This window comes from Streptomyces sp. NPDC002076, from assembly GCF_053593835.1.
Window position 1 is genome coordinate 1 of sequence record NZ_JBSFDI010000033.1, and the last position, 16,559, is coordinate 16,559.

The 16,559-nt window shown below is 70.9% G+C and carries 14 protein-coding genes and 2 pseudogenes; 6 read left to right on the plus strand and 10 right to left on the minus strand.

Features of this window, described 5'->3' with window-relative positions; genetic code table 11:
- Window positions 1–182 precede the first annotated feature (182 nt).
- The 6 genes and pseudogenes from ACWCQS_RS41495 to ACWCQS_RS41520 form a co-directional block, all read right to left on the minus strand.
- Window positions 183–395 (minus strand): annotated as a pseudogene (locus ACWCQS_RS41495) (aldo/keto reductase); the annotation flags it as partial.
- Between the two features lie 314 nt (window positions 396–709).
- Window positions 710–1,843, minus strand: coding sequence for a cyclophane-forming radical SAM peptide maturase AmcB (gene amcB / locus ACWCQS_RS41500; RefSeq protein ID WP_451009310.1), 1,134 nt, complete (start codon window positions 1,841–1,843; stop codon window positions 710–712).
- Window positions 1,840–4,113 carry an ATP-binding protein gene (locus ACWCQS_RS41505; protein ID WP_451009311.1) on the minus strand — a complete coding sequence of 758 codons (2,274 nt, stop codon included), beginning with the start codon at window positions 4,111–4,113 and terminating at the stop codon, window positions 1,840–1,842. The genes amcB and ACWCQS_RS41505 overlap by 4 nt, the downstream gene beginning before the upstream one ends.
- A 5-nt stretch (window positions 4,114–4,118) precedes the next feature.
- Window positions 4,119–4,412 carry a winged helix-turn-helix transcriptional regulator gene (locus tag ACWCQS_RS41510; protein ID WP_451009374.1) on the minus strand — a complete coding sequence of 98 codons (294 nt, stop codon included), beginning with the start codon at window positions 4,410–4,412 and terminating at the stop codon, window positions 4,119–4,121.
- Between the two features lie 115 nt (window positions 4,413–4,527).
- Window positions 4,528–5,765, minus strand: a pseudogene (locus tag ACWCQS_RS41515) (IS701 family transposase).
- Between the two features lie 139 nt (window positions 5,766–5,904).
- Complete coding sequence (locus ACWCQS_RS41520) at window positions 5,905–6,399, minus strand: GNAT family N-acetyltransferase (RefSeq protein ID WP_451009312.1); 495 nt, start codon at window positions 6,397–6,399, stop codon at window positions 5,905–5,907.
- Between the two features lie 255 nt (window positions 6,400–6,654).
- Here ACWCQS_RS41520 and ACWCQS_RS41525 point away from each other — a divergent pair, with 255 nt between their 5' ends.
- Window positions 6,655–6,996 carry an NAD(P)-dependent oxidoreductase gene (locus ACWCQS_RS41525; protein ID WP_451009375.1) on the plus strand — a complete coding sequence of 114 codons (342 nt, stop codon included), beginning with the start codon at window positions 6,655–6,657 and terminating at the stop codon, window positions 6,994–6,996.
- Between the two features lie 387 nt (window positions 6,997–7,383).
- On the plus strand, window positions 7,384–7,617 hold the full coding sequence (locus ACWCQS_RS41530; protein ID WP_451009313.1) for a hypothetical protein: 234 nt from the start codon (window positions 7,384–7,386) through the stop codon (window positions 7,615–7,617).
- Between the two features lie 194 nt (window positions 7,618–7,811).
- On the opposite strand, the gene ACWCQS_RS41535 is transcribed toward ACWCQS_RS41530, so the two are convergent.
- Complete coding sequence (locus tag ACWCQS_RS41535) at window positions 7,812–9,215, minus strand: MFS transporter (RefSeq protein WP_451009376.1); 1,404 nt, start codon at window positions 9,213–9,215, stop codon at window positions 7,812–7,814.
- A 324-nt stretch (window positions 9,216–9,539) separates the two neighbouring features.
- Between ACWCQS_RS41535 and ACWCQS_RS41540 the strand changes: the two genes are divergently transcribed.
- A complete protein-coding gene (locus ACWCQS_RS41540) occupies window positions 9,540–10,481 on the plus strand; it encodes a helix-turn-helix domain-containing protein (protein ID WP_451009314.1) in 942 nt (313 codons plus the stop codon).
- 876 nt (window positions 10,482–11,357) lie between these two features.
- On the opposite strand, the gene ACWCQS_RS41545 is transcribed toward ACWCQS_RS41540, so the two are convergent.
- Entirely contained in the window at window positions 11,358–12,080 is a 723-nt protein-coding gene (locus ACWCQS_RS41545; RefSeq protein WP_451009315.1) for an ABC transporter permease subunit, read from the minus strand.
- A 2-nt stretch (window positions 12,081–12,082) separates the two neighbouring features.
- The gene (locus tag ACWCQS_RS41550; RefSeq protein ID WP_451009316.1) at window positions 12,083–13,003 is read right to left on the minus strand and encodes an ABC transporter ATP-binding protein; all 921 of its coding nucleotides are present in this window, start codon (window positions 13,001–13,003) and stop codon (window positions 12,083–12,085) included.
- A gap of 122 nt (window positions 13,004–13,125) precedes the next feature.
- Between ACWCQS_RS41550 and ACWCQS_RS41555 the strand changes: the two genes are divergently transcribed.
- The 3 genes from ACWCQS_RS41555 (at window position 13,126) to ACWCQS_RS41565 (ending at window position 15,802) form a co-directional block, all read left to right on the plus strand.
- Window positions 13,126–14,280, plus strand: a complete 1,155-nt coding sequence (locus tag ACWCQS_RS41555; RefSeq protein WP_451009377.1) for a sensor histidine kinase — start codon at window positions 13,126–13,128, stop codon at window positions 14,278–14,280.
- Window positions 14,281–14,294: 14 nt separating this feature from the next.
- On the plus strand, window positions 14,295–14,957 hold the full coding sequence (locus ACWCQS_RS41560) for a response regulator transcription factor (RefSeq protein ID WP_451009317.1): 663 nt from the start codon (window positions 14,295–14,297) through the stop codon (window positions 14,955–14,957).
- 122 nt (window positions 14,958–15,079) lie between these two features.
- Window positions 15,080–15,802: a TetR/AcrR family transcriptional regulator gene (locus tag ACWCQS_RS41565; RefSeq protein ID WP_451009318.1), complete on the plus strand. Its 723-nt coding sequence runs from the start codon at window positions 15,080–15,082 to the stop codon at window positions 15,800–15,802.
- Between the two features lie 441 nt (window positions 15,803–16,243).
- On the opposite strand, the gene ACWCQS_RS41570 is transcribed toward ACWCQS_RS41565, so the two are convergent.
- Window positions 16,244–16,534 (minus strand): recombinase family protein, encoded by a 291-nt coding sequence (locus tag ACWCQS_RS41570; RefSeq protein WP_451009319.1) that lies wholly within the window; start codon window positions 16,532–16,534, stop codon window positions 16,244–16,246.
- Window positions 16,535–16,559 lie beyond the last annotated feature (25 nt).

Consider the following 16,559-nt stretch of genomic DNA (forward strand, 5'->3'; position numbering starts at 1 on the left):
CTCCGGCGGATAGTTCTTCATGACCACGAGATGTCCGTTCTCAGATCCTCAGGATCCAGTGTCTCGTGTGTCCAAGATCAGGGGTCAAGGCCCGAAGATCGGTCCGGCGTAGGATCAACGACCGACGCGAGTATGCGGTGAACGGTGAACAACACGCCCGCTTCTCCTACTTCACGGCGATGTCATGCAGCCGGCCGAGGCGCGACAACTGGTGGGTTGAGGCGGGCGAAGCCTTCCTCGCGCTGGTATGGGAAGTACGGGTAGGGCGCTGTCCTGGCGCTCGCCGCATCGAGTTTCGCCGTCTGGTCGGGCGTGAGCGTCCAGCCGACGGCATCGAGGTTCTGGCGAAGCTGGTCCTCGTCGCGGGCGCCGATGATGACCGATGCCCGCGCCGGAAACCTGCCGTTCGGCAGCCGGCATCGACACCGACGGGATGACGACCCGGCCAGTGCCGCGCGAGGCCTCGATGCCAGCAGCCCGCTGCTCCCTGCGCGGCGCCACCCTGATGGGCGCGGTGATGTGGACGCCGCCTTCCGCGCCTGAGGTGGCGCGCGACATTCAGGAGTCACGCACCTGGGGGATGTCCGTCCCGCCCGAGAAGAGGGTGCCGGGGTGTGTGCATACGGCGTCGCCGCAGTCTGCGCAGACCGGGTCCGCGTCGGCGTCCGGCACAGCGAGCAGTTCCGCTCGCAAGGAGCGTATCCGGGCCTCAACGCCCGTAGTCTTCCCTGGCAGTTCGTTCCGCATCGCGCATCAGTCCTTCCATCAGAAGTTGCCTGCTGTTGCGGCAGAAGACGGTCTCGGTGACGTCCAGCCGTCCGGTCTCGAAGTATTTGTTGGCAGCCTGCCCGCCCCGGCAGTAGGCGAACAGATCGCATACGGCGCGACAGGCGTCGATTCCGGCGAGGGCCTCGGCGACCCAGGGGGTGTCTTCGGCCCGCGCCAGGCAGCCCGCGAGCCCGTGCTCCCGCACGTCGCCGACGGTGAAGCGGCCGTGGCGCGCGGAGGAGAACCCTGCGAGGTCCGGTCCGACGGGCACGACCTGCCCGTCCCAGGTGACCATCGGCAGCGGATCGACCGGCTCACCTGCCCACTGCCCTGCTGTGCCGGCGAGCTCCGCCCTGACGTACCGACGGGCGTGCTCCACATCGCGCAGGCGCATGCGCGGGTCAGCGCGCCCGCACGCGGCCAGCGCGGCCCAGAAGTCCGCGAGGTTCTCTTCGTCGTGGACGGCCCGGGTGTTCAGGCCCTTGCGTTCCACCAGGTTCACGCCCAGAACGCGGCAGCCGAGGTCGGTGAACCACTGGTGCAGTTCGGCCGCCCTGTGAGGGGTCGGGTCGGACACGACGGCGATGGCGCCGAACGCGATGCCGTGCTCCTTGAGCAGCCCGATACCGCGCAGCGCGCGGCCGGTGGCGTCCCGGCCGCCGCGGTCTACCCGGCTGCCGCCGGGGCCGGGACCGTCGACACTGACGGAGACCTCGATCCCCCGCTCGCGGAACAGCCGGCACCACGCTTCGTCGATGAGCGTGGCATTGGTCTGCACGGCGTGTCGTACGGGATGCTCGCGGCCTGAAGGGAACCGGTCGAGCAGCGCTGTTAGGCGGCGCACGCCCGTGGCGAGCGGCTCCCCGCCATGCCACAGCACGGTGACCGAGTGGCGTTCCGACCAGGCGCCGACGGTCTGCGCGACGGCGTCGGCGACCTCGTCGGACATGACGCGGGCGAGACCTCGGGCGGGCAGGTAGCAGTAGCGGCAGTCGAGGTTGCACAGCGGGGTCGGCTGGAGGAGGACGAGCGAACTCGTCCTCGCCAGCCGGGCGCGCGGGAACGGCGACGTCATCGGTTGCCGGCTTCCCCGAGCGGTTTCCCTTCTCGGTACCCGGCGGCGGTGAGGAGTTTCAGCGTCTCGCTCTCGCCATAGCGGTCGGCCAGCTCACGGTAGAGGCGCAGGGCCTGGAGATGCGCCTCGACGGCCTCCTCTCGGCGGCCCGCACGCCCGAGGGTGACGCCGAGGTCGTTGGCCGCGATCGCCTGACCGTGCCGATGGTCGAGATCCCGCTGCTCCCGGAGCGCGATCCGATGGGCGTCGACGGCCTCGTCGAACCGGCCCAGCACGGAAAGGGCGACACCGAAGTCGTTCCACGACGTGGCGAGGCGTTCGCGCTCCTCCAGTTCCTCGAAGACCGCACGGGCGGTGGTGTGCGCCGCCAGGGCCTCCTCCAGGCGCCCGGTCTCGCGGAAGGCGCGCCCCAGGTTGTTCCGCGCGGTGGCCTCGCGGGACCGGTCGCCGACCGAACGGAACATCGCGCAGGCCCGGGAGAGGGCGACGATCGACTCGTCGAACCGGCCGAGCTTGAACAGGGCGCGGCCGAGGTTGTTCCAGGTCGACGCCTCGAGCTGCGCGTCCTCGACCGCGTGCGCCAGCTCACGGGCGCGTTCGTGGGCCTCGATCGCCTCGTCGAACCGGCGCGCTTCGGTCAGGGAGACGCCCAGCATGTCCCAGGCCTTCCCCTCCTCGAGCCGGTCGCCGCGCTCCCGGTGGATGCCGCAGGCGCGGGTGTGCGCCGCGATCGCCTCCTCGAGCCTGCGGTTGTTGCGCAGGGCGAGACCGAGATAGCGCAACGCCCTGCCTGCGGCGGAGCCGTCGCACAGCGCGAGCGCCGCCTCGGCCGCGCACCGGTAGACGGACACGGCGTCGTCGAAGTATCGCCGCCGGTTGAGATACCCAAAAAGGCCCAGTGCCAGTCCCAGCCCGGCCCGGGCATGGGCCGGGCTGGCAGCCCACAGAGCGGCGGAGATGAGGCCGGTGCGCTCGCGATCGAGCCAGTTCAGCGCCTCCTCCCGGGTGCCGAACCCCGGGGACGGGACCCGGCCGGGAAGGTTCTGCGCATACCAGTCGGCCGCCTCGGTCCGCTGCTGGTAGTGCGCGAGCAGCCGGGCTCGCGCCGCCGTGCCCTCCGCGCGCAGCAGCTCCTCCCGCGCCACCTGGTCCAGAGCGTAGGCGCGGACCAGGTCGTGCATGCTCCAGCAGCCCCGCACACTGCCGGGGCCGACCAGATGGGCGCGCACCAGGACGTTCAGCTCCCGCCGCGGCGGAGTGTCGGCGCCGGATAGCACGGTGAGCGCCTCATCGCTCGTCTCCGACCCCGGTGCGAGCGCCAGGAGGCGGAAGAGGCGTGCGGGGTCCGGGCCGAGGCGGCGGTACGACAGGTCGAAGGCGGCCCGCACACCGCGCTCGCCGTCGTCCAGGTGATCGAGGACGGTGGCGGAGTCGGCCAGCTCCGCCACCAGTTCGGCCACCGGCTTGCCCGGATCGGAGATGAGCAGCGCGCCCGCGATCTGCAGCGCCAGCGGCAGATGCCCGCACAGCTCGCACAGCCGCTCGGCCCCATCGGGGTCGTCCAGGACGCGTGGGTCGCCGGTGGCGGCGGTGCGCAGGGCCACGCACAGGACGTCCCGTGCCACCTCGGGCCGGAGGATGTCGAGGTGGAGCAGATGGGCGCCGAGCTGCGGCATGGTGTCGCGCGAGGTGACGAGGACCCGGTGGGCAGGGTGGCCGGGCAGCAGCGGTCTGACCTGCCCGGGATGCGAGGCGTTGTCCACCACGATCAGCACACGGCCGCCGGTGCGGGCCCGCTCGGCGAGCACCGAGCGGTAGAGCCCGGCACGCTCGTCCAGCGTGCTCGGCACATGCGCGGCGGCCACTCCCAGGGCGCGCAGCAGGGCCTCCAGGAGCTGCTCGGGTCCCGCGGGCGTCTCGTCGTAGCCGTGGCAGTCGACGAAGAGGGCGCCGGCCGGGAACCAGCCGCGTTCGCGTGCCGTGTGGGCGGCCCGTACGGCCAGCGCGGTCTTGCCCACGCCGCCCAGCCCGGCCACCGCGAAGACCGGCGCCGCGGCGTTGTGTGCGCCGTCGGGGGCTAACGCCGCGAGCAGCGCGGCCAGTTCGTCCTCGCGCCCCGTGAACTCGACCGCCGCCGGCGGGAGCGCGTCCTCTACGTGAGGCATGGGTCCGTAATGGTGATGATGCTCCACCTTCTTCCCGATCGCCTCGCCCCGGAACGTGCCGTTCCTGAAGTCGATCCGGTCCCCGCCGTATGTGTCCCCACTCACACGGCTCATCCTGCCCGCGCGCTCGCGGGCGTCAACGAGTTCGCCCCAGTGTTCGGCGGGCCAGGCGTAGACGTCCAGGAGGACGCCGAGGAGGCTTTGCCCGAGTGGAGTGAGGCAGTAGCGGGGGCACCGGCGTCATGGATGATGAATCCATCGCGGTCACGTGACCGAAGTGCCTGGGTGAGCTCTTTGGGGCTGGCCCTCGGTAGCGCCCTGCGCAGCTCGCTGAACGGCTCCCTCGCGCTGAGCAGGCGCATGACCAACGGCGCCCATTTGTTCTGCATCCTGATCGGCAGCATCGAGGAGGGACACAGTTCGTCAAACGTCTCGGGCTCGAGCCGGCGCAGAACCCAAGTGTAGGTACCCAATTGGTAACCGGGGCCCGCCTAGTACTCCAGCCGTAGATCGTGATCTTTATGACTGATTCGCGGCTTGCCGGCGGTAATGGCTAGCTTGGGCTCGGGCTTGGTGGCGGCGGCGCCAGGCGGACCAGGCGAGCCGGTGGGCCGCGTCGTGCACGGGCTGGACGGCCAGCGTCGTGAATAGCCGCTGGATCTCGTTGCAGGTGAGCGGGATGAGCCCGTCAGGTGCGGGGTGCCGGGCGCGTTCGTCGGCGCGGACAACGGCGAGAAGGGGCTGGGCGAGCATGGCCAGGGTGACCCAGCGGGACCAGGAGATGTAGCGGCGGACCTGGTGCTCGTCGAGTCCGGCCAGGCCCTTTCCGGATTGGAAGGTCTCCTCCACTCGCCACCTTGATCCAGAGACGCGGACCAGGGAGGCCAGGGACACTGGGGCGGGTGAGAAGCAGCGGGAGTAGGCGAGTTCACCGGTAGTGCGGTTGCGGCGGATCAGCAGCTGACGGCTGCCCGGGCGGGGTTCGGCCGGGTCGATGACGGCCCAGTCATAGAGTCGGTGCCCTTGGCACCGGCCCCGGCCGACAGCTTCTGCCAGGCCCGCTTGGGCACCTTCGCGGTCAGGGCATCCGTGCGGAACTTCCTTGCGCTGGTGGTGACTTCATGTGAGCTGGCAACGGCGAGCACGTAGCCGACCTGGCGCTCTTCCCACGCGGTTCGCAGCTTCGGGTTGCCGCCGTAGACCTCGTCGCCTGCGACCCAGCCCACGCGGTGCCCGGCGTCGAAAAGCCGGCCGATCATGCGGGCGGCCAGTTCGGGCTTGGTTGCGAAGACGGTGTCCTCGCCCAGTCCCGCGGCCCGGCAGCGGTGCGGATCGCACGTCCACGAGCGCGGGACGTACAGCTCCCGGTCCACCGCCGCGTGCCCGCCCAGGCCCGCATAGACGAGGTAGACGGCGACCTGGGAGTTTTCGATCCTCCCGGCGGTGCCGGTGTACTGGCGCTGGACACCCACGGTGTGCGTGCCCTTCGTCACGTCCCCGGTCTCATCGACCACCAGCACCGCATCCTCGTCGTGCAGGTGCTCCAGGACGTATGCGCACACGTCGTCGCGCACGTCATCGGCATCCCACCTGGCCCGACCGAGCAGATGCTGCACGCCGTCCGGCGTGGCCTGTCCGGCCCACTCGGCGATGCTCCAGCAGTTCTTTGGCGGCAAGTCCGTCAGAAGCCCCAGCACCAAGTCCCTCACCCGGCGCCGGGGTTCAACTCCTGCGAATCGGACCGCTATCCGGCTCATCAGGACATCGAATGCTTGCTGCCAGCGGGCAGGGTCTACGCTGGGACCTGCGGCCGCCGCAAGATCGTTAGTCTTCACACCCCGATGATCAGCGGTGGCCGCAGCCTTCCTGCAGCCGGTCCAGCAGCAAGGTCACGGTCTACGGCTGAAGGTCGCGCTGGTACCAGGTGCCTGACTTGCCGCCGAGATCGGAGGGGGCGGCCGGGCCAACCGGGACGAACCCGGCCTTGGTCAACACCTTCTGGGACGCAACATTGTCGTGGGAGGTGGCCGCCCGTAGTGTGCGCAGCCCGTGCCGCGCCGCCGCCAGCTGGCAAAGCTCCTGGACGGTCGCGGTCGCCACGCCGCGGCCGGCGACCTGCTGCGCGACCCGGTAGCCGAGTCTCGCAGTGCCGTCCTCCAAGTCGTACAGGTTGAACCTGCCGAGTACCGAGCCGTCCTCGGCGACGAGCACGTAGAAGGCGCAGATGCTGGCCTCCTGCTCGGCCAGCGCGGCGTTGTACCGGTTCGTGAACTGGTCGAAGAAGTCGTCGCCGCGGTCGGAGATCGAGGCAGCGAAGTAGGTGCGATTCGCCAGCTCGAAGGCCAGGACCGCCGGGGCGTGGTCGGCATGCAGCCGCTTCAGCTCGGGCATTGCCCGACTCTACCCAGATCGTTCGCTGAGGCCACCTGAGTTTCCGCCAGCGGCAGACACCCCAAGGCCAAGGCACATAACGATCTACGGCTGGAGTACTAGCGTCGAGCGTATGACGAGGATCGTGATCTTTGGAGCAGGCGGCAGGACCGGCAGCACCGCCGTAGCCGAGGCGACCGCACGTAGGCACCAGGTGACGTCATTAAGAAGCGTGGATGCGGATATCACCAACCCGGAAGCAGTGGCACGGGCCGTATCGGCCACGACGTCACCATCGCGGCCGTGGCGCCCGCTGAGACTGACCCGAGAGACCTCTTCCAGGCTGCGGCCAACGGCTTGGTGACCGGCCTGCAGAACGCGGCGGTTACCCGGCTGGTCTGGGTGAGCGTCGCCTCGTTGCTGCCCAACGCCTCCGTCCCGGCCCTCAACATCGATGGCTTTCCGGAGGAGTACCGGCCGTTCTCCCTGGGACACCGTATTGCACTGGAGACGATCAAAGCCTCCGCCCTGCAGTGGACAGCCGTGAGCCCTGCAGGGAACTTCGACCCGGACCCATCACCCATCGGCGGATACGCCTTCACCGGAGACGGGACCTGACCAGCCGAATCACCCGCGCTGACCATGCCCGGGCGCTGGTCGACATGGCTGAGCGGTCCGACCTGGCGAACGGCGAGCGGCCAGCTTTCGGCCGGCTCGACGGCATGCGGGCCGGTGCTCCTCCCTACCCTCGAGCAGATGTTCCCCACCTGACTGCGTCCCTACCGCGCGGGGGCCGGCGCCAAGAACCACTGGGGCAGTAACCGCCCGCCAGCACCGCCTCTCCGGGCCTCCGGCACTGGGCCCAAGGACCCGCGCGTCGCCCGCGGCCTCCTGCTGCTGAAGGCCGCCGGCGTCGCCTCAGCCGAACTCGTCGCGCACCGCGACACCTGGGAGTGGCTCGCCGCGCTCGCCGTCGACCGCGGGCACTTCCGCACCCCGCCCGCGGTGGAGGACATCAAGGAGGGCCGCGTCCAGACGGTCCTGTCCGGACGGTCCCTCATCCCCCTGCTGATCGAGCTGTGGAACAGCCGCTCCGCCGCCACCCCGTTGGAAGGCGACTGGGCCCTGGCGACGACCTCCTGCAACCGCATCGAGGCCGAACTCGCCGACGTCACCGGCCAGGGCCAAACCATCCGCATCGTCCTGGACGTCGGCATGGCCCACGGCGCCGACGACTGACAACAGGACGGGCGAGAACACTCAAGGGCGGCCCAGTTCCTTCTCTGGGCCGCCTCCCCACGCGGACCATCAGGACATACGCCGGGGCAGAGTGGCCCGCACCGCCCCCGGCTTCCGCACCACGTCCTGGGCGCCCGGCCCATCCGGGTGAAGCCACGCCGGTTTCGTTTCCGCCACGTTCCGACTGTAGGGCGTCAACCACGGGGCAGGAGGAGTCGGGAAAGGACGGCGGTGGCGAGGAGGAGGGCTGCGACGGTGAGGAGGCCGATGCGCATGCCCGAGAGGGAGAAGCCCCCGCTGCCGGAGAGCAGGCTGCCGAAGAAGGCGACGGCAAGCGCACCGCCGGTCTGGCGGAACGAGTTGAGTAGCCCCGACGCTGTCCCCGCGCGCTCTCCCGGGACGGCGTCCATCAGCAGCGCGGTCAGCGCGGGCACCACGAGCGCCCCGCCGACGCTCAGCGGGAGCAGCAGGACCAGCACCAGCCACACCGGGGTGTGCGCGGCCATCGGCAGCATGGCCAGCATCGCACCGGTGAAGATCAGCTGGCCGGCGACGATCACCGGCCGCCGCCCGATCCGTTCCGCCAGGCGCGGCGAGACCAGGTTGGTCGCCGTCACCACCGCCGACATCGGGACGAACATCAGCCCGGCCGCGATCCCCGACATTCCACGCAGCTGCTGGTAGTACAGCCCGAGGAGGAAGATGCCTCCGTAGAAGGCCGCGTTGACGGCGAAACCGACCGCCAGCGGGACGGCCACCCGGCGGTCCATCAGCATGCCCAGCGGGACCATGGGCTGGCGGTGTCGGGCCTCCACCAAGCGGAAGGCGCACCCGGAGGCGACGGCGAGGGCGGCGGCGGCCAGCACGGGGCCGCTGGTCCAGCCCAGGTGGCCGCCCTCGATCACCGCGAAGGCCAGCCCGGCCAGGGCCAGTATGGCGGTCAGCTGGCCGCCGCCGTCCACCGCGGCGGGCCGGCGCGCGGAGCGCGGTACCCGGACCAGCAGGCCCAGGATCACCGCGCCCACGGGGAGGTTGAGCAGGAAGACCGCCCGCCATCCGGCCGAGTCGGTGAGCAGGCCGCCCAGCACAGGACCCACGGCCATCGCCACCGAACCACCGACCGTCCACAGCGCGATGGCGCGGGCACGCGCCCCGGCGTCCTCGTAGGCCTGCCGGATCAGCGCCAGTGAGGCCGGCATCACGACCGCGGCGGCGCCGCCCTGCGCTACACGCGCGCCGACCAGCACGCCGATGCCCGGCGCCAGTGCGCAGCCGAGGGAGGCGAGGGTGAACAGGGCCACGCCCCAGGCGTAGGCACGGCGAGCGCCCGCACGGTCGGCGAGGGCGCCGGCGGAGATCATCAGCGCCGCGAACATCAGGGTGTACGCGTCCACCACCCACTGCAGTCCGGTCATCCCGCCGCTGAGGGACTTTCCTATCGCGGGCAGGGCGATGTTGACGGCCGAGACGTCAATGGTGATCACCGTGAAGCCGAGCAGCGAGGCGACCAGCGCGACGCCGCCGCGCCGCGGCACGGTAGGGGCGTCGGCGGCCGGCGCGGCTGGTCGGGACCGGTACGGCTGTCGTCGCCAGAGCATGGGCGCCGACGACTGCTGACCGTGGCCGTGGGCGGCCGCGGTGGGCGCGGACGGGGAAAGGACAGGGGTGGACCGCATGACGAACTCCAATAGAGCGAGCGGAATCGACTGAAAATCGGAGGGAGTCAGCGGGCGGTTCCAGCCTGCCGGTGCCGCGGTCCTGTGCCTCGCACCCCCTGGGTCCCAACGGCCAGGCCGCCCGCTGTGGGCACAACTCTCCGCCCCCACGCGGCCGCCTGGCAGACCGGGCTGTTCCCGGGGTGCCGCGTTCCAGGACCTGACACGGCCCCCCACGTTCGCCGTCCAGCTGCCACAATGGGCGGAATGGCAGCAGCAGACGCACGGGGTACCGAGCTCGGCAGATATCTGAAGGCCCGCAGGGCGCAGGTCCGCCCGGAGGACGTCGGCCTCCCGGCCGGCGCGGGACTGCGCCGTACTCCCGGACTGCGCAGGGAGGAGCTGGCCGCGCTGGCCGGAGTGAGCGTCGACTACTACATCCGCCTGGAACGCGGCCGGGAGACCAACCCCTCCCCCGCCGTCGTGGACGCCCTCGGCCGCGCCCTGCGACTGCGCGGCGATGCTTACGAACGCCTGCACGAGCTCGTGGAGTTGGCCTCCGGTCGACTCGGTGAGCTGCCCGCCTCCTCCGATCACACTGTCCGCGACTCGGTGCTGCGGATGCTGGAGTCGGTACGTCCGCTCCCCGCCTACGTGGTGAGCCGCTACAACCGCATACTGGCCGCGAACCCGCCCGGTCGGCGACTGCTGCCCGGACTCTGGGACTGGCCGCAGGACCAGCGCAACCTGACCCGCTATCTCTTCCTCCACCCGGTCGGCCGGACGCTCTACCAGCCGTGGGAGGAGACGGTCGCGCTCTCGGTGGCGCACCTGCGGGCGGTCGCCGGAGCCGACCCGGACGACCCCGAGCTGACCGCACTCGTCGGTGAACTGGTCCTGAAATCACCCGAGTTCGCGCGCCTGTGGGAGCGGTACGACGTCTGCGAACGCGGCGGCGGGCAGAAGTCCTTCCGACATCCGAAGGTCGGACCGATGACCCTGACCTACGAGGTCATGCAACTCGCTCGGACGGGCGGCCAGCGAATGGTGGTCTACCAAGCAGCCCCCGGCACCCCGGACGAGACGGCCATGCTCCGACTGGACTCCGCGGACGCCCAACCGGAGTCGGCGCCCTCGGACCACCCGGAGCCGACCGCTGAGCCATGCCCCGCCAGCATGCTTTTCCCGACCCACGCCTCCGCCAGCTGAAGCTGGACCACCACCCTCGTCTTCTTCGGGAACATCTGGTGCATGGCGTGCGCATCGGGTCCTCGGGGTCGTCGGGAAGGCTTTCGCCCTGGCCAGGGTGTCGGTAAGAACCGTGTCATCAGCCGCAAACGGTGCGGCGGCCACTCCTCCAAGCCCGCACTCTCCCCCTCCGGGGTCGGCGGCTGCCGCAACGTCCGGATCGCCGCCGCATGGAAGTTGAACCGCGCCATGTTCGCCCGGGCCAACACCGGGTGCCACTCGTCCCAGTGCGGGCAGGTCGCGCCGCTCAGCGCTTGAGTTGTGGTCACGTCCTGCATCTCGCGGAAGGCGTCTTCCATCGCCCGTAACGCCAAGTCGATCCGCTGCGGGCCCAACAACTCCACCCGCTCGAGATCCCTACGGACCGCGCCCCATGCATCTCCCATCAGACGACTTGATGTCTCAGCCGGGTCTTCCAGTCGGTCGCCATGCTCGTACTCCCTTGCCCATAGCTCCCAGGACCGCTGCAAGCCCTGAAGGCTCTCTACCGCCGTGTCCCACGTGTCGACGTTCATCGCCCTCTCCCAGCTCCTGGGCCACTTGCGAGAGGCGACCCAGGAAGTCCGTGCCGATGTCCTGCAATGTCCCCAGTAGGAGAGCCCCGTGCGCAGTGAGGTCCTGGAGGCTCTGGAGCGAGTCAGGGCTGCGCGGGCACAGCTGAACACCTCGGCCAACTCACCCGATCCAGGACCCCGTTCGAACCAGACCGAGCACACGAACGCATAGAGAACGGCCAGTTACACACCCAACAACGTGACGGCGCCCGTCGATGAGGGCGATGTGCTGCGCGATACTCAAGGTCAAGCAGACCCGTCGCCACTGGCAGTTGGCGCACCGTCATGCGTCCCGGCGCCGGACGCTCCACGCTCCCGCGCCCAGTGCCGCCGCCGTCCAGAGCGCAGTCACGGCGAGCCCGCTCCAGGGCCCCAACGTCCCCTCCCGGTTCCCGTGGAGCACCACCTGGCCTGCGCGGTCGGGTAGAAAGTCGGCGACGCCGCCCGACATGTCGCCGATCACGAAGGACACGATCAGGAGGAACGGTACGAGGATACTCAGGGTGGCGACTCCGCTGCGCAGCACGGCACTCAGCCCGGCGGCGAACAGCGCCATCAAGGTCAGGTAGATCCCGCAGCCCACGACGCCCCGCACCCCCTGGGCCCAGGTGATCCCGTCACCGGCGGCCCCGAGCACCGCCTCCCCCACCGCCAGGCTTACGAACCCGGTGAGCAGTCCGACCGCCAGGACCGGTGCCGCGATCGCCGTCGCCTTGGCCGCGAACCACCGCCCGCGCCGCGGCACCGCCGCCAGCGAGACCCGCAGCGCCCCGCCCTGGAAGTCCGACGAGACGGCCGTCGCACCGAACGCTATCGCCGCGACCTGTCCGAAGCTGATGCCGAAGAATGCCGCGAAGAGGGGGTCGCCGGTGCTGCTGCCGGGGTCCGTCGAGGCGAGGGCGGAGAAGACGGTGGTGGCGAGCAGGACGGCGCCCAGGCCGCCGGTCAGCGACCGCAGCGTACGGATCTTGATCCACTCGGAGTGGAGCACGGGCGTGAAGGACATGGTCAGGCCTCCTGGGGCTGTGCGGCGAACTCGGCTTCGGTCGCGGTCAGATCGAGGTAGGCCTCCTCCAAGGTGCCCGCCTCCGCAGCCAGTTCGAGGATCGGCACGCCCGCTGCCGACGCGAGGCGGCCGATGTCGTCCACGCGCGCGTGGGGCACGGTCCAGTGCCCGTCCTCGTGTTGCTCGGCTTCATGGCCGTGTCGGGCGAGTGCGCTCCGGAGGGCGTCGGTGTCGGTCGTGCGGATCCGTACGCGGGGCTGCACGCGCGCGTGGATGAAGTCCCGCATCGGGGTGTCGGCCAGCAGGCGGCCGCGGCCGAGGACGACGAGATGGTCGGCGAAGGACGCGGTCTCGTTCATCAGATGGCTGGAGACCAGGACCGTACGGCCCTCCTCGGCCAGTCGGCGCAGCAACGCGCGGATCCAGACGATGCCTTCGGGGTCGAGGCCATTGGAGGGCTCGTCGAGCAGGACCACCTCGGGGTCGCCGAGGAGCGCGGCGGCGATGCCGAGCCGTTGCCGCATGCCCAGGGAGTACGTCTTTACCCGGCGCCGCGCCGCCGGCGCGAGGCCCGCCTCCTCCAGCACCTCGTCGACGCGGCGGAGCGGGATGCGGTTGCTCGTCGCCAGGGCCCGCAGATGGTCGCGGCCGGTGCGGGAACCGTGCGCGGCCTGCGCGTCGAGCAGGGCGCCCACATGGCGCAGGGGTTCGGTGAGCGTGGCGTAGGGGCGGCCGCCGACCGTGGCGGTCCCGAATGTGGGCCGGTCCAGGCCGAGGACAAGCCGCATGGTGGTGGACTTTCCGGCGCCGTTGGGGCCGAGGAAGCCGGTGACGCGGCCGGGGCGGACGGTGAAGGTGAGGTGGTCCACGGCCCGTCGCGTGCCGTACTCCTTGGTGAGGTCTCGTACGTCGATGCTGGTCATGGAAACAGCCTGGCCGTTCAAGGTCGTTGGCTCCTCCCCCGCTGGTGGAGATCGTCTCCCCCGCGCGGGGGAGGTCCGTTGTCAGTGGCGCCTGTCACGATGACGGAATGGACGATGTCGGAATGGCCCGCTTCCTCCGTCCGCTGCTCCGGGGGACGACGTACACGCGCTTGCTGCACCTGTGGGTGCCGATGCTGATCGTCAGCGTGTGGCTGTTCATCGACATGTCGAGGCCGTGGGTGCCCGCGCTCCTTCTGCTTCCCGTGGGTCTGATCCCGGCGGTGCGGATGGGCGAGGGCGTACAGGCGCGGCTGCTGCTCACGCCGGGCGAACCGGAGTCGGGGATCTCCGTGGCTCCGTCGGCGACCTGGCGGGACCGGGGGCGCACCATGCTGTGGCTGGAGGTGCGCATGGCCCTCGGAGTGCCGGCCACGTTCGCCTGCGTGTGGCTGCCGCTGATCGCCTTTGAGCTGGGCCGGATCGCCTTCGGACACGTGCCCGCCGAGATCCCGGTCCTGGGGGAGGCGCAGCCCCACTGGGCGTACGCCCTCCTGATCCCGCTCCCCCTGGTCGCGCTCTACGCCGTCGTCGTCGGCCTGGGCGAGCTGGTCACCGCCGTCGCCAGGCAGCTGCTCGGCCCATCGGCCGCGGAGCGGCTGGCTGCCATGGAAGAGCGCACGGAGCAGCTCCTGGAGCGCAACCGCATCGCGCGCGAGCTGCACGACTCGATCGGGCACGCCCTGACGGTCGCGGTGGTCCAGGCCGGCGCGGCGCGCGCGGCCGGCGATCCGGAGTTCACCGACCGGGCCCTGGACGCCATCGAGGAGACCGGCCGCGCGGCCCTGGAGGACCTGGAGCGGGTGCTCGGCATCCTGCGCGAGTCGGAGCGGCCGGTGAGCAGCAGGCCGACGCTGGCCGAGGCCGATCGGCTGCTGGAGTCCGCGCGCGCGTCCGGCGCGAAGGTCGACGCCGAGGTGACCGGAGCGTTGGAGACGGTGCCGGGTCCGGTGTCCCGCGAGGGGTACCGCATCCTCCAGGAGGCGCTGACGAACGTGTTGCGGCACGCGGGCGCGGTGCCCGTCCGGGTCCGCGTCACGGTCGGCGGGGGCAGCCTCGACCTGGAGGTGCGCAATCCGCTGAACGCGGCCACACCCGGCCCGGGCCGGGGCAGCGGCCTGCGCGGCATACGCGAGCGGGCGGCCCTGCTCGGCGGGCGGGCGCACACCGGTCCGCACGAGGGCGACTGGCAGGTGCACGCCGAGCTGCCGCTGCGCTGATCTACGCTTACCGGATGCCGGTCACCGTTCTCCTAGTCGACGACGAACCTCTCGTACGCGCCGGTCTGCGGGCCGTCCTGGAAGCGCAGCCCGACATCGAGGTGGTCGGGGAGGCGGCCGACGGAGCCGCGGTGATCCCGCTGGTGCGGCAGCTGCGGCCGGACGTCGTCGCCATGGACGTCCGCATGCCGCTCCTGGACGGGATCGAGGCGACGCGCGCGGTGCTGAAGACCGTCGACGAGCCGCCGAAGATCCTCGTGGTGACGACGTTCGAGAACGACGAGTACGTGTACGAGGCACTGCGCGCGGGCGCCGACGGGTTCCTGCTCAAGCGGGCCCGGCCCGCCGAGATCGTGCACGCCGTGCGGCTGGTCGCCGAGGGCGAGTCGCTTCTGTTCCCGGCCTCCGTGCGGCAGCTGGCCGCGCAGTACGCCGACGGGGGCGGGAACCGGGCGGCGCGCGCGGTGCTGGAACGGGCCCGGCTGACCGAGCGGGAGGCCGAGGTACTGCGGCTGATGGCGCGCGGGATGTCCAACGCGGAGATCGCCGCCCGCCTCGTCGTCGGCACCGAGACCGTGAAGTCGCACGTGAGCGCCGTCCTGGCGAAACTGGGCGCACGGGACCGGACGCAGGCGGTGATCGCGGCGTACGAGTCGGGATTCGTGGCGCCGGGCTGATCCGGCAGGGGCACAGGGCAAGGGCGCCCGGGGCGTTGTCAAGTTGTTCGAGCGATGACTGGCTGACGGTACGTCTGGTTGTGGGGGCCGTTGCTGCCCTTGGGTTAAGCCCTGGTGGGCATGTGCGACCGGCCGCCGAGTCGGAGGTCGGTGCGGCCGCTCGCGAGCCGGTCCGGCAGCGGGTGGTCGACGCCGCGGCGGACTTGCTCGCGCGCGAAGGGCGCGACGCGGTCACCACCCGCGCGGTGGCGGCGGCGGCCGGGGTGCAGGCGCCGGTGATCTACCGCCTGTTCGGCGACAAGGACGGCCTGCTCGAGGCGGTGGCGGACCACGGCTACGCCACCTTCCTCGCGGCCAAGCAACTGGTAGGCGAGGAACTGGACCCGGTAGAGGACCTGCGCGCGGGCTGGGACCTCAGCGTCGAGTTCGGACTAGCCAACCCCGCGCTGTACGTGCTGATGTACGGCGAACCCAAACGCGGCACGACATCGGCCGCCTTCCAGGCCGGCATGCAGATCCTGATGGGGCGCATCCGCCGCCTGGCCGCCGGCGGCTGGCTACGCGTCGACGAGAAACTCGCGGCCGCCCTCATCCACGCCACCGCACGCGGCGCCGTGCTGACCTGGCTCTCACTGCCCGAGGACGAGCGCGACCCCGCTCTGCTCACCGCCATGCGCGAATCGATGGTCACCGCCGTCACCCACCAGCAGCCTGCCGTGCAAGGCGCAGGCCCCGCCGATGCCGCCCGGACCCTGCGCGCTCTGCTGCCCGAGCAGACGGCACTGAGTGGCGCAGAACAACACCTCCTGGGCGAGTGGCTCGACCGCCTCTCATCGCATGGTTAGACGTCAACTGGTCCGCCAGCCAGGATGCTTGCGGTCGGTGCACAGCCAGGGCCGGGTCGCGGGTCCAGCCGCGCATGACCTGCCCACTCCAACCGGCAAGGGATGCTACACCCGTGTACTCACTTACGCGGGGGCCCGATCCGCTGTTCTCCCGAGGCGGCAACAAGGCGCCGAGGACGATACTCGTGTCCCGCAGGTCTTCGGGGAGATGAGCCGCCGGCCCCACACCGTCGACCACGCCCAGCTTTCCCAGCCGGCTCCAGCTGAGGCCGAACTCCCCGCTCAGCTGGGCGCCCTTCACGAGGGCGAGCAGGAACAGCATGTGCGCATCCAGCGGACTCTCGCCCTGGCAGACGGCCTGCCGGTGGCCGATCAGCGCATCGCGGACGGGCGAGTTCGGGTGGTGGCGCGGCCTCCTGAGAATCGTGCTGTGTCCGGGGCTCAGCTTCCGTACCCGAACATTGCGCGGCCCTCCATCGTGGCGGTGTCGATGCCCTGCTCAATGACGTGCAGCCCGATGCCGCGCTCGCCCGTCACCAGGTGCAGCACGGAGCGGGAGAGCCGGTCGAGCCGGGTGACCTTCAAGGTGTCGCCCTCGCGCAGCAGCTGCATGACGAGGTCGAGCTCCGGGCGGGACGACTTCGCGCCGCTGGCGACGTCGACGTGGATGTTGTCGCGGTCGACGCCGTGGCGGAGTAGTCCGTCGATCTGACGATCGGGGTCGATGAGCATTGTCGGAAACGAGCCGAAGAACCGT

What these genes read in the sequence shown, in the direction of transcription:
- ACWCQS_RS41510 (WP_451009374.1), bottom strand. Translation starts at nt 4,412, where the DNA reads ATGCTGCCGATCAGGATGCAGAACAAATGGGCGCCGTTGGTCATGCGC.
- ACWCQS_RS41545 (WP_451009315.1), bottom strand. Translation starts at nt 12,080, where the DNA reads ATGTCCTTCACGCCCGTGCTCCACTCCGAGTGGATCAAGATCCGTACG.
- ACWCQS_RS41570 (WP_451009319.1), bottom strand. Translation starts at nt 16,534, where the DNA reads ATGCTCATCGACCCCGATCGTCAGATCGACGGACTACTCCGCCACGGC.
- ACWCQS_RS41540 (WP_451009314.1), top strand. Translation starts at nt 9,540, where the DNA reads ATGGCAGCAGCAGACGCACGGGGTACCGAGCTCGGCAGATATCTGAAG.
- ACWCQS_RS41520 (WP_451009312.1), bottom strand. Translation starts at nt 6,399, where the DNA reads ATGCCCGAGCTGAAGCGGCTGCATGCCGACCACGCCCCGGCGGTCCTG.
- amcB (WP_451009310.1), bottom strand. Translation starts at nt 1,843, where the DNA reads ATGACGTCGCCGTTCCCGCGCGCCCGGCTGGCGAGGACGAGTTCGCTC.
- ACWCQS_RS41535 (WP_451009376.1), bottom strand. Translation starts at nt 9,215, where the DNA reads ATGCTCTGGCGACGACAGCCGTACCGGTCCCGACCAGCCGCGCCGGCC.
- ACWCQS_RS41560 (WP_451009317.1), top strand. Translation starts at nt 14,295, where the DNA reads ATGCCGGTCACCGTTCTCCTAGTCGACGACGAACCTCTCGTACGCGCC.
- ACWCQS_RS41550 (WP_451009316.1), bottom strand. Translation starts at nt 13,003, where the DNA reads ATGACCAGCATCGACGTACGAGACCTCACCAAGGAGTACGGCACGCGA.
- ACWCQS_RS41555 (WP_451009377.1), top strand. Translation starts at nt 13,126, where the DNA reads ATGGCCCGCTTCCTCCGTCCGCTGCTCCGGGGGACGACGTACACGCGC.